This window comes from Pseudomonas fortuita, assembly GCF_026898135.2.
Taxonomy (GTDB): Bacteria; Pseudomonadota; Gammaproteobacteria; order Pseudomonadales; family Pseudomonadaceae; genus Aquipseudomonas; species Aquipseudomonas fortuita.
This window is the reverse complement of record NZ_CP114035.2, coordinates 621,945-634,509: the sequence shown is the minus strand read 5'-3', so window position 1 is coordinate 634,509 and position 12,565 is coordinate 621,945. Positions and strand designations below refer to the sequence as shown.

The window sequence follows — 12,565 nt, the reverse complement described above, 5'->3', positions numbered from 1 at the left end:
CCCGACCGGCGCAAGCCGCGGTCCAGAGGGCTCGGCGATATCCCACACGGGCATCTGCCATCTCTTTCAGGCCCTTGATGGCCACACAGTTAAGGCGATTGCGGCTTACCATAAATTAGTCGGAAGCGTCCCCGAGAAGCCGGCCACAAGCCGGCTTTTTAATGCCCGAACGAATAGCCCATCATTGGCCATGTCAGGCGCGCGGCCTTGCAGAGGGCGTCAAACTGCTCTTCAGGAATGCCTCGCGCACCTGGTGCATCTGCAAGTGTGTTTTCCCGGTCGCATACTCCAGCCCCGCAAGCCCCATTTCCAACGCCAGTTCGGGATGCCGGGCAGCATGACGAATACAGGCTGCGAGGCTGGACGGGTTCCCGGTTTCAAACGTCAGCGCGTTTTGCTTGCTCGTGATGTCCAGTACCCCGGCTGTGTCAGAACCGATGACGGGAACGCCCTGGCTGAACGCGTCAAAAATGATGCGGGGCTGTTCCTGCTTCAAGGTCGGCACCAAAAGCCAGTCATGCTGGGCAATGATGCTGAAAAAGTCTCTGCCATAATCAACGGCGCTCTGGAACCGCACCTCGACGCTGCCACGGTTTTCAGCTGCAAAGCGTAAACAGTGCGCTTTCAAATCACCCTCACCCATGATGGTGACGGTGAGATCAACGTGCTCGACTTGCAGTTGCTTAATGGCTTCAAGGACTACCAGAACACCTTTATCAAGAACAAGCCGTGAGGGGTAAAGCACGTTGAGTGTACGGTTGCGCCTGCCTTCGAACCGTTTTCTGACTGCCTCGGGGCTTGCCATGAATTTTTTGTCGAGCCAGCTGGCAGGGTTGATCAACGTGCGGCTGTTATCACGCCCAAGGAAATAGTCCTTGTAAAAAGACTGGCTAAATATTCTGGCATTTGCCAGCTTTACGCAGCGCTTCAGCAAAAGGGTGTGCACATGGTGTTCGATGATTGCTCTGAGGGTTCGCGGCTGTCCTTGGGCCAGCATCCAGAAAGAAGATTCTATGACAACCACCCACTGAAAGCGGAAGAACGGCTTGAGCGGCAACACGTAGAAAGATAAAGGGAACGCCCAGCCCGCCCCGTCAGAATGAACAATTTGGGCCTTCTTGCAGGCGTTGATGACAGTTAGGAAGTTCGGAATAAAGTTCTTTAATACCGACCTGAACCCATGATCCTTGCGCAACTCATAAAGCCATTTTATATCCAGATGAGCGATGCTCTGCAGCCCGTCAACATCACGGCCTCTCTCAACAGGGCAGCACATTCCGAAATTCTCTATGTAGCCCAAATGAAGTTCTATATCTTTGACCCACAACGGGTCCGTAAATAAAACACCTTGCTCATTTACTACAACAGGAATGCGGGTAAACAGAATATATGGGTCTTCAATCATATTCCCCTCACAGGGATACCAGGACGCCAACGATTGAATTGTCTACATGGGGCTTACTCCTCAATACCAGCCGTCCATCTCAACAACGTTCCAGCGTCCTTGCAGACCTTCTGCTTACGCAGCAAGCGCTCCGCTTGGGGTTCACTCTAGTGCGCCTTCACAAATTGCACACGTGGTGTAGCAACAATTTCTCATCATTTGCTGGCCCCATCGCGGCACAAGGCCGCTCCAACAGGGACCGCAGACGTGGCGAAACACGCTGATCAGAAATCGTATCGCGCCCCAACCATCATGCTGCGCGAGGGCCCATAGAAGTTGAACGTCGACGTCGATCCCACCCGCGACAGGTAGTCCCGGTCAAACAGGTTGTTGACGTTGAAAGTGGCCGTCAGCTTCGAGGTAACCGGGTACGACAGCATCGCGTCCACCGTGGCATAGCCGGGTGCATCGATACGCACGCCACCATTCTCGGAGTAGAAACTGCTCATTGCCGATACACCGCCGCCAATGGCCAGGCCGGTTAGCGGGCCTTGGCTGATGGTGTACTTGCTCCACAGCGAAGCCTGGTTGCGCGGCATGATGAAGAACGTGGTTTCGGCATCACCCTTGAGGGTTTCGGTTTCCATCCAGGTGTAGCCGGCCAGCAACTCCCAGTTTGGCGTCAGCTTGCCGCTCACTTCCACTTCCGCGCCTTTGACGCGGGTCTTGCCGGAGGCAATCGAGAAATTGGTGTCTACACCATCCTCGTCATATTCGGTGGTGGCACGGTTCTTGTCAGTCAGCCGGAATACCGAGAAACGGGTATTCAGGTCGCCGCCAAAATAGCTGCTCTTGAGGCCGAGCTCGTACTGCTCGCCTTCACGTGGCTTCAACACCCGGCCGTTGCTGTCGGTGTCTGATTGCGGCTTGAACACCTGCGAGTAACTGGCGTACAGCGCATGGTTCTCGGTCAGGTCGTAAACCAGGCCGCCATACGGGGTGAAGTGGCCATCTACACGTTTGCTGTCGTTGGTGGAAGCACCGTTGCTCAGGGTAGTGGTGTAGAAATCACCGCGGTACCAGCTGAAGCGGCCACCGGCAATCAGCGCCAGGCGCTCGATCGGGCGGAAGGTAACCTTGGAATACAGGCCGTATTCCTCTTCCTGCATGCCGGTCTCGGTGCTGTAGTTGGGCGACGGTTTGGCGAACTGCTTGGGCGAGTAGGTGTTGACGTTGATGGCGCCCAGGTTGGTGGTGCCGTTGAGGTACTCGGTGTCGTAGTTCTTGTAGTCGGTGCCGACCACAAACTCGCTGACCTGGCCGAGGGTTTCGAACGGCTGGCTGTAGCTGGCGTCCAGCGAGTAGGTGTCCTGGGTAAAGTCGCGGGCGCTGGCGCGCTCGGAGTTGGCACCAGTGTTGGCATTGGTCGCGGTGAAGGCATAAAGGTAGTTGGTGTCACGGTGCGAGCCGCGCGCCGCGACACGGCCATAGCCGCCGTTGTCGAAGCGGTGGGTCAGCTCGGCCACCAGGTCGGTGGTCTTGCCATCGAAGTAGTTCCAGTCAGCCCCCAGGAAACGGGAATGGCTGAAGTCGGGCACCTCGCCGGACAACGTTGCTGGGTAGCCATTGTGCGGCGTGATGTTTTTCACTTCGTGCATCAGGCCAAACGATAGCGTGGTGGCGTCGTCAAGGTCGACATCCAGCGCACCGTAGTAGCTGTTGCTGGTGTTGGCGTTGTAGTCGACCTCACCATTGGTGTCATCACGGGACGCGATGAAACGCCCGCGCACGCGGCCAGCGTCATCCAGCGGCCCACTCAGATCGATTTCTTCGTGGTTGGTGTCCCACGTGCCATAGCTGCCTTCGACGTGGCCCTGGAATTCGGCGGTCGGGCGCTTGCGCACCATGTTGACGATGCCACCCAGTTCACTGGTGCTGCTGAACAGCCCGGCCGGGCCGCGCATGATTTCGACACGGTCGAACGCCGCCAGCGATGGCACGGTACCAAAGATGCTGGCCATTGGTGCCGGCAGGCCGTCAATGTTGAACTCGCTGTACTCGTAGCCGCGGGCGTATATCGACGACCGGCCACTGTCGTTGGTCAAGGTACGCAGGCCGGCGGTGTACTTGGCCAGGTCATCCAGGTGCACGAACTGGCGGTCTTTGACGTAGTCCTGGGTGTACACGGTGATCGACTGGGGGATGTCCTTCAGCGCTGCTGGCGTCTTGGTGCCCACGGTCGCTGCATCGACGCTGTAGCCACCGGTCGCTTCGGAGGGCAGCATGTCATAAAGGCGGTTGCCTTCAATGGTGAGTGCCGGCAGGTCGAGCGAGCTATCCTCGGCTGCTGCCTGGGTCGCTACCGTTTCCGCCAGTGCCGACAGCGAAAACGGCGCCAGCAAACCCAGTACAAGCCAGCCCCGAGCCCATGGCGAGCCCCCCACACTTTTGAAACCGTTCATGACACACCCTTAGCCCAAATGATATTAATTCGCAAACGAAACAAGTTGCTTTTTGCGAACGATACCGGAGGGTAAACGGGGGCGCAGCAGGATTAACCTTCTTAACACACCCAGGCGTTGCCCTCTCCTGCTGGCAATGGGATGATTCGTAACTGATACAGGTTCTCATTCAAGGCTCGCCGTGCCCACCTCACTTCTCCTCGCCGAAGACGACGCAAGCCTGCGTCAGGACCTGGAATGCCATTTCCTCAAACGCGGTTTTCGGGTGCACGCCTGCGCCACGGGCACGCAGGCCCTGGACGCAATCCGGCAATCTTCGTTCGACCTGGTGTTGCTGGACATCATGCTGCCGGGTATCGATGGCCTCAGCCTGCTCGGTGAGCTGCGCCGACAACAGGCGGTGCCGGTCATGCTGATGTCGGCGCTGGGGGCCGAGCAGGACCGCATCAGTGGCTTTACCCGTGGTGCCGACGACTACCTGCCCAAGCCCTTCAGCCTGGCGGAGCTGGACGCACGGGTGGATGCCTTGCTGCGGCGCGTGGCATTCGATCGCGGCATGGTGCTGCGTACCGATGTCGGCGAAGTGCTGCTGGACCACGACCGCCAGGACGTTATCCACAACGGCAACGCCGCTGGCCTCACCGCTTCCGAATTCCGCTTGCTGGTCACGCTGCGGGCGCACCCCAATGAAGCCTTGAGCAAACCGTTCCTGTACCAGACCGTGCTGCATCGGGCCTATACCCGCCTGGACCGGGGCCTGGATGTACATGTGTGCAACCTGCGCCGCAAACTGGCCGATATCAGTGCCCAGCACCTGCAGATCCAGGCCGTGCGCGGGCAGGGGTACATCCTGGTCGACACGGAACAGCCCTGATGCGGCGCCACCCGTTGCTGTGGAAACTGGCCGTACTGCAGGTCAGCTTCTGCCTGCTGCTGACCTGGCTGATCTGGACCTGGGGCCTGTCCGTGGAACGCAGCACCTATTTTCTGTCCCGGGCCGACCAGGATTACCTGGCGCGCTATGCGCAACAAGCTGAAGACGCCTGGAACCAAGGCGGCGCAATCGGCGCCGAGGCCTGGCGCAGGCAACTGGAGCAGGCCGAGGATACGTGGGTGGCGGTGATCGGGCCGCACCTGCAAAGCCTCGGCACCACGCCGCTGAGCGCCAAGGAAGCCAGCCACCTGACCTTCATGCGCAAACTGGACTGGCCAATGAGCCGGCGCCTGCAGGATGAACTGCCCTACGTCAGCATTGAGTTCCCGCAACACCCCGAGCACGGCCGCTTGGTGCTGCAACTGCCCGAACGTATGTTGCCCACCGGCCTGACGCCATGGACCCATGCGATCACCCACGGCGTTGCCCCAGCACTGCTCGCCCTGCTGCTGGGGCTGGCGTTGTATCGGCATCTGGTAGTACCGCTGAACCGCCTGCGCGACCGCGCCGACGCCCTGCGTGCCGACGACCTTGACCACCCCGCCTTGCCCCTGCTGGAACGCCGCGACGAGCTGGGTGAACTGGCACAGGCCTTTGAGCATATGGCCGGGCGCCTGCGCCAGAGCCTTGAGCAACAGCGCCTGCTGTTGCGCACACTGTCTCACGAATTGCGCACGCCCCTGGCGCGGTTGCGCATCGCCCACGACAGCGACTTGCCGCCGCCGCAGTTGCGCGAGCGCCTGGACCGCGAAGTCAACGACATGCAGAAACTGCTGGAGGACACGCTGGACCTGGCCTGGATGGATACCGAACAACCCAGCTTGCCAACCGAGCCGGTATTGATAGCTTCGGTATGGGAAGCACTGTGCCAGGACGTCTGCTTCGAAAGTGGCTGGGACCGTGCGCGCCTGTCGTGTTTGCTCGGTACCGAGTGTGTGGTGCACGCCCATCTGGACAGCCTGGCTCAAGCCCTTGAAAACCTGATGCGCAATGCCATTCGCCACTCGCCAGCCCAAGGCCGGGTATGCCTGGATGGCTGGCGTGAGGGTGATTGCTGGCACTTGCGCCTGAGCGACCAGGGCCCCGGCGTACCTGACGCCGACCTTGAACGTATCTTCAAGCCCTACCAGCGCCTGGCCGACAGCGGCGCCGGGTTCGGCCTTGGCCTGGCCATCGCTCGCCGCGCCATCGAACTGCAGGGTGGCCGCTTGTGGGCCCGCAATGGCCACCCTGGCCTGTGCCTTCACATGACGTTGCCGAGGGCACGGGACTGTTTAGAAAGTTAATGCGCTTTACGCTCAATCAGGACTGATTATCATCTTGGCGTTTCAGCCTTGCGGTCCTCGCAACGCCCTGACGAGAAGCCTGATGAGCAAGATGATCCTGACGCTGGCTTTGGCACTGGCCCTTGCAACCCCCGTGGCCCTGGCGCAGCCCGAGCGAAACCAGAAGATGGACACCTCGCTGCTGCAACGTCAGGACCTGGCCTACCGCTTCAGCCAGCTCGACCTTGACTCGGCCGATGGCCAGCGTCATTACCGTTTGTGGATCGGCACGCCGAACCGCCCGGCACCTGCCGCAGGCTACCCGGTGCTGTGGATGCTCGACGGCAATGCCGCCCTGGGCGCCCTGGACAGCGACCTGCTGAATAAGCTCGCCAAGGGCCAGGCGCCGCTGTTGGTGGCGGTGGGGTACCAATCCGAGCAGCGCATCGAGCGGGCCAGCCGCACCTACGACTACACCCCGGCGATTGCTGGGCTGACAGAACAGCGCGATCCGCTGACCGGCCAGCCCAGCGGTGGCGTGGATGTGTTTTTCGATCTGTTGACCCGCCACATGCGGCCGATGGTGGCCAAGGTGGCACCTATCAACCTGCAGCGCCAGACGCTATGGGGGCATTCATATGGGGGGCTGGCAGTGTTGCATGCGCTGTTCACTCGGCCTGAAGCCTTCAGTGATTACGCGGCGGCCAGCCCTTCATTGTGGTGGCATGACGGCGCGATCGTTCGCGAGGCGCAGGGGCTACAGCAGCGATTGGGTAACAAGCGACGACAGTTGCTGCTGATGCGCGGCGATGAAGAGCCGTCGAGCCCTCGGGGGCCGATGAAAGGCGATGTGGAACGGCCGGCGCGGGAGCTGGCGGCATCCCTGGCCGAAGTGCCAGGGATGGAGGTGCACTTTGAACGGTTCAATGGACTGGGGCATGGCGCCATGCTGCCAGCCTCACTGCGCCTGGTCTTGGAGCAGATGACGCATTAGGCCCCGCTCAAGGGTAGATGTACTTGAGCACATACATACTCAACTGGTGGAACACGTCTGCGGGCACGCGCGGCATTTCCGTCTGTGCCCGATCGAGCGTCTTGCAACACAAGCGGACCATCTGCTGTCGCGTGTCCTCCTCAAGCATGCCGGTATGCACAACCTGGGAATATTGCGGATAGGAACATGGCGCGTTGGCCGCAGGGGTTCGGCGAATTTCGAATGACGGGTTCAACTGCGCAGCGGTAAAGAACGGCTTCCCCTTGAAATCTGGCTGAGGCGTCAGGTTATCAACGGCTTCGCAGCGGCTGGAGCATAGCACCTGGCTGTCCATGCCCGTCTCGATTCCGCGTTGATACAACGTGATTTCAGAGTCTTGCACTTTTATGCAGGCATTTTCGAAGGCGTCCAGGATAGCCCGGGCATTGGCTTGCGAACCCTCAATCACCGACAGTGGCATGAACCGTTCGGGCTCGTTTGCGCCGATGCTTTTGATGCCCCGGTCGAGGGTCGCCCAATGGCTGAACTCCTTTTGGCACGCAATCAGGTGCACTTCGAATCGATAACCAGCCTCTACGGCTTGCGCGGGGAAATCGGCGAAACGAAGATCATCGAGCGCGCATTCCATGATGATGTTGTATCGATTATCAAAGGCATGGTTGAAAACCTTTTCACACAAGGCCCAGATGAATGGCTCGGTGTGTTCGTAGACATGCAGCACGCCCTTTTCCTGCATGGCCGCGTAATGCGGATGCAGTTCGCGAAACGAGGGCAAGTACAGTCGCACAAAGTCATCATAGCGCCCGCTTGGCAGCAGGTGGTTGTCCAGCAGGTAAGTCTTGCCGGAGCCTTGGGCCCCGGCCACGATCAAGATGCTGGGGTTGGGGTTGCTGTCCAGGCCCGAGGCGTAGCGTTTTTTATCGAACCAGAGCGGCTCAAGCGAAGCAAATACCTTGTCAAGATCGGCGGCAGTGTAGGGGTAGAGTGTGGTCATGGGTGCTCCTGGGTGAGGTAAGACAGAGCCTGCACTCTATGGGCTGGAAACTGGCACGATGTGGTAAGTGGCTACATGCATGCGCCAAAAGTCGAGGTGCACCGGGTTGCCAGCCAGGCGTCACAGTGCTGTATGCTTGGCGGGTCTTCAGGGCGGGGTGCAAGTCCCCACCGGCGGTAAATCGAAAGATGAGCCCGCGAGCGCCCCGGCCATGCCGGGGGTCAGCAGATCTGGTGCAACTCCAGAGCCGACGGTCATAGTCCGGATGAAAGAAGGCGTCAGGCAGGGGCCATCCGGGCGCCCCTGCGCGCGCATTTTGTTCGCCCCGAGACGTTCATCGATCACTCACGAGGAGCGTTTCATGTCCACCCAGCACCACTCGAAGTTCCCCAATGTTTCCGCCGCCATCGCCGCCTTCCAGGCCGGGCGCCCTGTATTGTTGCTCGACGATGACGACCGCGAGGACGAAGCGGACATCATTGCCGCTGCCGAAAACATTACGCTGCAGACCATGGCCATGATGATTCGCGACTGCAGCGGCATCGTCTGCCTGTGCCTGGACGAAGCCACCGTCGACGCACTGCAACTGGCGCCAATGGTGCAGAACAACCAGGCCCGCCACGGCACCGGCTTCACCGTTACCATCGAGGCGGCAGAAGGCATCACCACCGGGGTTTCTGCCCAGGACCGCATCACCACCATTGGCGCGGCACTGCGCTCCAGCGCCGAACAGCGCCATATCGTCAGCCCGGGGCATGTGTTCCCGCTGCGCGCCCGCAATGGCGGGGTGCTGACCCGCCGTGGGCACACCGAAGGCTCGGTGGACCTGGCGCGCCTGGCCGGCCTGCGCCCGGCGGCAGTGCTGTGCGAGCTGATGAACCCCGATGGCAGCATGGCGCGTGGCGAGCAGGTGGCGGTTTATGCGCGGCAGTACAACTTGCCGGTGCTGACCATCGAGGAGCTGGCGCGGTACCGCGAGGCGATGCTGGAACGGGAAGCAGAGCTGGCCTGATAGGCCACCTTGAGGCTATTCGCGGGCTTGCCCGCTCCCACAGGGTCCGCGCCGGGTTCAGAACCGGTGTAATACCTGTGGAGGTTTACCCGCGAAGAGGCCGGCAAATCCAACCGCATTGCCCGGGAAGTTTGCTCCCCCCGCCCCGCTCTGCTAGTGTCGCGCCGTTCTGAATGCCACCGAGAAAGTCGCCATGGCCCGCAAAAAAGCCTCCCTCGATTTCGAGCAATCCCTCGCAGACCTGCAAGCACTGGTCGAGCGCCTGGAGAACGGCGAGTTGTCGCTGGAAGAGTCGCTGGCCGCCTTCGAGCAAGGCATCGCCCTGACCCGTGATTGCCAGGGTGCACTGGCCCAGGCCGAACAGAAGGTGCAGATCCTGCTGGAACGCGACGGCGAACTGGCCGCGCAGCCCTTCGACGCGGAGCCGGAAGCATGATCGGCACCTACCAGGCCAGCTGCCAGGCGCGGGTCGACGCTGCCCTCGAACGGCTGTTCGTTGCCCCGTCCAAAGAGCTGGAACGCCTTTACGCCGCCATGCGCTACAGCGTGATGAACGGCGGCAAGCGCGTACGCCCGCTGCTGGCCTACGCGGCCTGCGAAGCCTTGGGCGCCCCGGCCGAACAGGCCAACGGCGCGGCCTGCGCGGTCGAACTGATCCACGCCTACTCGCTGGTGCATGACGACCTGCCAGCCATGGACGATGACGACCTGCGTCGCGGCCAACCCACTACCCACAAAGCGTTCGACGAAGCCTGCGCCATCCTGGCGGGCGACGGTTTGCAGAGCCTGGCGTTCAGTGCCCTGCTCGACCCGGGCCTCAGCCCGCAGGCCGACAGCGTACGCCTGACCATGGTCCAGGCCCTGGCCAAGGCCGCCGGCCCGGCAGGCATGGTCGGCGGCCAGGCCATCGACCTCGGTTCGGTAGGCCTGAAGCTGGACCAGCAGGCACTGGAGTTCATGCACCGGCACAAGACCGGCGCACTGATCGAGGCCAGCGTACGCCTCGGCGCCCTGGCCAGTGCCCGTGCCGAACAGGCGCAGCTGGATGCCTTGCAGGTGTATGCACAGGCCATTGGCCTGGCATTCCAGGTGCAGGACGACATCCTCGATGTGGAAAGCGACACCGCCACCCTGGGCAAACGCCAGGGTGCCGACATAGCACGTGACAAACCGACCTACCCGGCCCTGCTGGGCCTGGAAGCGGCCAAGGCCTACGCAACCGAACTGCGCGACCAGGCGCTGGTCGCACTACAAGGGTTCGGGGAAACGGCCGAGCCGCTGCGGGCCTTGGCCCGCTACATCGTCGAACGCCGTAACTGATTGATTGGGGCCGCTGCGCGCCCCATCGCCGGCAAGCCAGCTCCCACAGGTACCTCAGCGGCCTGTGATATGTGAAGCTCCTGTGGGAGCTGGCTTGCCGGCGATGGGCTGCACAGCAGCCCCGTGCGACACCCGTCTGAATGGGCAGTATTTCCTACAATGGGGTAAACTGCCGCGTCTTCACACACCTATAACGACTCGCCTGATGCCCACGACGTTTCAAGAGATCCCCCGCGAACGCCCGGTCACGCCGTTGCTCGACCGCGCTGACACGCCTGTCGGCCTGCGCCGGTTGGCCGAAGCCGACCTGGAGACCCTGGCCGACGAACTGCGCCAGGAACTGCTCTACACCGTGGGTCAGACCGGTGGGCATTTTGGTGCCGGTCTGGGCGTGATCGAGCTGACCATCGCCCTGCACTACGTGTTCGACACCCCGGACGACCGGCTGGTGTGGGACGTGGGCCACCAGGCCTACCCGCACAAAATCCTCACCGGGCGCCGTAACCGCATGCTCAGCCTGCGCCAGAAGGACGGCATCGCCGCCTTCCCGCGCCGCAGCGAAAGCGAGTACGACACCTTTGGCGTCGGCCACTCCAGCACCTCGATCAGCGCCGCATTGGGCATGGCCATTGCCGCCCGTCTGCAGAACAGCGCACGCAAGTCGATCGCGGTGATCGGCGACGGTGCGCTGACTGCCGGCATGGCCTTCGAGGCGTTGAACCACGCCCAGGAAGTCAACGCCGACATGCTGGTGATCCTCAACGACAACGACATGTCGATTTCGCGCAATGTCGGCGGCCTGTCCAACTACCTGGCCAAGATTCTCTCCAGCCGCACCTACGCGAGCATGCGCGAAGGCAGCAAGAAAGTGCTGTCGCGCCTGCCGGGCGCCTGGGAAATCGCCCGCCGCACCGAGGAATACGCCAAAGGCATGCTGGTGCCGGGTACGCTGTTCGAAGAGCTGGGCTGGAACTACATCGGCCCGATCGACGGCCATGACCTGCCGACCATGATCGCCACCCTGCGCAACATGCGTGACCTGAAGGGCCCGCAGTTCCTGCATGTGGTGACCAAAAAGGGCAAGGGCTTCGCCCCGGCCGAGGTCGATCCGATCGGCTACCACGCCATCACCAAGCTGGAGCCGGCCGACAAGCCTGCCGCGCCGAAGACCGTCAGCGGCCCGAAATACTCCGCCGTGTTCGGCCAGTGGCTGTGCGACATGGCCGCTGCCGACAACCGCCTTGTGGGTATTACCCCGGCGATGAAGGAAGGCTCGGACCTGGTCGACTTCAGCGAGCGTTACCCGGAGCGCTACTTCGACGTGGCGATCGCCGAGCAACACGCCGTGACCTTGGCAGCCGGCATGGCCTGCGAAGGGAGCAAGCCGGTGGTGGCGATCTACTCCACCTTCCTGCAGCGTGCCTACGACCAGCTGATCCACGATGTAGCGGTGCAGAACCTCGACGTGCTGTTCGCCATCGACCGCGCCGGCCTGGTTGGCGAAGACGGCCCGACCCACGCAGGCAGCTACGACCTGTCTTACCTGCGCTGCATCCCGGGCATGCTGGTGATGACCCCGAGCGACGAAAACGAGCTGCGCAAGATGCTCAGCACCGGACACCTGTACAACGGCCCGGCAGCCGTGCGCTACCCGCGCGGTACCGGCCCGAATGCGCCGATCAGTGGCGATCTGGACCCACTGGAAATCGGCAAAGGCGTGGTTCGCCGCCAAGGCGAGAAAGTCGCCCTGCTGGTGTTCGGCGTGCAGCTGACCGAGGCCATGCAGGTGGCCGAGCAGATCAACGCCACGGTGGTCGACATGCGCTTCGTCAAGCCGCTGGACGAAGCCTTGGTGCTTGAACTGGCTGGCAGCCACGCGCTGCTGGTAACCATTGAAGAGAACGCCATCATGGGTGGCGCGGGTGCAGCGGTGGGCGAGTTCCTTGCCAGCCAGGCAGTGCTCAAGCCGCTGCTGCACCTGGGCTTGCCCGACATCTACGTCGAGCATGCCAAGCCTGCGCAGATGCTGGCTGAGTGCGGGCTGGATGCGGCCGGGATCGAAGCTTCGGTAAAAGCCCGCATGGCCAGGCTCGGCCTGTAATCCCTGGGGCCGCTTTGCGGCCCATTCGCGGGGCAAGCCCGCTCCCACAGGTCCATCACGCTTTTCGAGAACATTGACAATCCTGTGGGAGCGGGCTTG

The 12,565-nt window shown here is 61.8% G+C and carries 10 protein-coding genes and 1 riboswitch; of the genes, 7 read left to right on the top strand and 3 right to left on the bottom strand.

The features are described from left to right. Positions 1-193: 193 nt before the first annotated feature. Positions 194-1,405, bottom strand: a complete 1,212-nt coding sequence (locus tag OZ911_RS02905; protein WP_268968570.1) for a glycosyltransferase family 4 protein — start codon at positions 1,403-1,405, stop codon at positions 194-196. A 263-nt stretch (positions 1,406-1,668) separates the two neighbouring features. After that, positions 1,669-3,846 (bottom strand): TonB-dependent siderophore receptor, encoded by a 2,178-nt coding sequence (locus tag OZ911_RS02900; RefSeq protein ID WP_023048659.1) that lies wholly within the window; start codon positions 3,844-3,846, stop codon positions 1,669-1,671. A 181-nt stretch (positions 3,847-4,027) separates the two neighbouring features. Between OZ911_RS02900 and OZ911_RS02895 the strand changes: the two genes are divergently transcribed. The 3 genes from OZ911_RS02895 (at position 4,028) to OZ911_RS02885 (ending at position 7,039) form a co-directional block, all read left to right on the top strand. After that, entirely contained in the window at positions 4,028-4,720 is a 693-nt protein-coding gene (locus tag OZ911_RS02895) for a response regulator transcription factor (protein WP_023048660.1), read from the top strand. Next, on the top strand, positions 4,720-6,066 hold the full coding sequence (locus OZ911_RS02890) for a HAMP domain-containing sensor histidine kinase (RefSeq protein ID WP_268968569.1): 1,347 nt from the start codon (positions 4,720-4,722) through the stop codon (positions 6,064-6,066). Before OZ911_RS02895 ends, OZ911_RS02890 begins: the two co-directional genes overlap by 1 nt. Positions 6,067-6,148: 82 nt before the next feature. Further along, positions 6,149-7,039, top strand: coding sequence for an alpha/beta hydrolase (locus tag OZ911_RS02885; RefSeq protein ID WP_070086742.1), 891 nt, complete (start codon positions 6,149-6,151; stop codon positions 7,037-7,039). A 7-nt stretch (positions 7,040-7,046) separates the two neighbouring features. Here OZ911_RS02885 and OZ911_RS02880 read toward each other — a convergent pair whose 3' ends face one another. Further along, a complete protein-coding gene (locus tag OZ911_RS02880) occupies positions 7,047-8,033 on the bottom strand; it encodes a zeta toxin family protein (RefSeq protein ID WP_016484708.1) in 987 nt (328 codons plus the stop codon). Between the two features lie 139 nt (positions 8,034-8,172). Then, positions 8,173-8,314: riboswitch (FMN riboswitch) on the top strand. 80 nt (positions 8,315-8,394) lie between these two features. On the opposite strand from OZ911_RS02880, the gene ribB reads away from it, so the two are divergent. The 4 genes from ribB to dxs all read left to right on the top strand — a co-directional run bounded on the left by ribB (position 8,395) and on the right by dxs (position 12,466). Next, positions 8,395-9,045 carry a 3,4-dihydroxy-2-butanone-4-phosphate synthase gene (ribB, locus tag OZ911_RS02875; protein WP_070086743.1) on the top strand — a complete coding sequence of 217 codons (651 nt, stop codon included), beginning with the start codon at positions 8,395-8,397 and terminating at the stop codon, positions 9,043-9,045. Positions 9,046-9,238: 193 nt separating this feature from the next. Further along, positions 9,239-9,481 carry an exodeoxyribonuclease VII small subunit gene (locus tag OZ911_RS02870; RefSeq protein WP_003255380.1) on the top strand — a complete coding sequence of 81 codons (243 nt, stop codon included), beginning with the start codon at positions 9,239-9,241 and terminating at the stop codon, positions 9,479-9,481. Further along, the gene (gene ispA / locus OZ911_RS02865) at positions 9,478-10,365 is read left to right on the top strand and encodes a (2E,6E)-farnesyl diphosphate synthase (protein WP_016484706.1); all 888 of its coding nucleotides are present in this window, start codon (positions 9,478-9,480) and stop codon (positions 10,363-10,365) included. Before OZ911_RS02870 ends, ispA begins: the two co-directional genes overlap by 4 nt. Positions 10,366-10,570: 205 nt before the next feature. Continuing rightward, on the top strand, positions 10,571-12,466 hold the full coding sequence (gene dxs / locus OZ911_RS02860; protein WP_023048247.1) for a 1-deoxy-D-xylulose-5-phosphate synthase: 1,896 nt from the start codon (positions 10,571-10,573) through the stop codon (positions 12,464-12,466). Positions 12,467-12,565: the final 99 nt, after the last annotated feature.

Bases quoted from the DNA above. Each gene is read 5' to 3' on its own strand.
- OZ911_RS02905 (WP_268968570.1), bottom strand. From the start codon at position 1,405: ATGATTGAAGACCCATATATTCTGTTTACCCGCATTCCTGTTGTAGTA.
- OZ911_RS02900 (WP_023048659.1), bottom strand. From the start codon at position 3,846: ATGAACGGTTTCAAAAGTGTGGGGGGCTCGCCATGGGCTCGGGGCTGG.
- OZ911_RS02890 (WP_268968569.1), top strand. From the start codon at position 4,720: ATGCGGCGCCACCCGTTGCTGTGGAAACTGGCCGTACTGCAGGTCAGC.
- OZ911_RS02885 (WP_070086742.1), top strand. From the start codon at position 6,149: ATGAGCAAGATGATCCTGACGCTGGCTTTGGCACTGGCCCTTGCAACC.
- OZ911_RS02880 (WP_016484708.1), bottom strand. From the start codon at position 8,033: ATGACCACACTCTACCCCTACACTGCCGCCGATCTTGACAAGGTATTT.
- ribB (WP_070086743.1), top strand. From the start codon at position 8,395: ATGTCCACCCAGCACCACTCGAAGTTCCCCAATGTTTCCGCCGCCATC.
- OZ911_RS02870 (WP_003255380.1), top strand. From the start codon at position 9,239: ATGGCCCGCAAAAAAGCCTCCCTCGATTTCGAGCAATCCCTCGCAGAC.
- ispA (WP_016484706.1), top strand. From the start codon at position 9,478: ATGATCGGCACCTACCAGGCCAGCTGCCAGGCGCGGGTCGACGCTGCC.
- dxs (WP_023048247.1), top strand. From the start codon at position 10,571: ATGCCCACGACGTTTCAAGAGATCCCCCGCGAACGCCCGGTCACGCCG.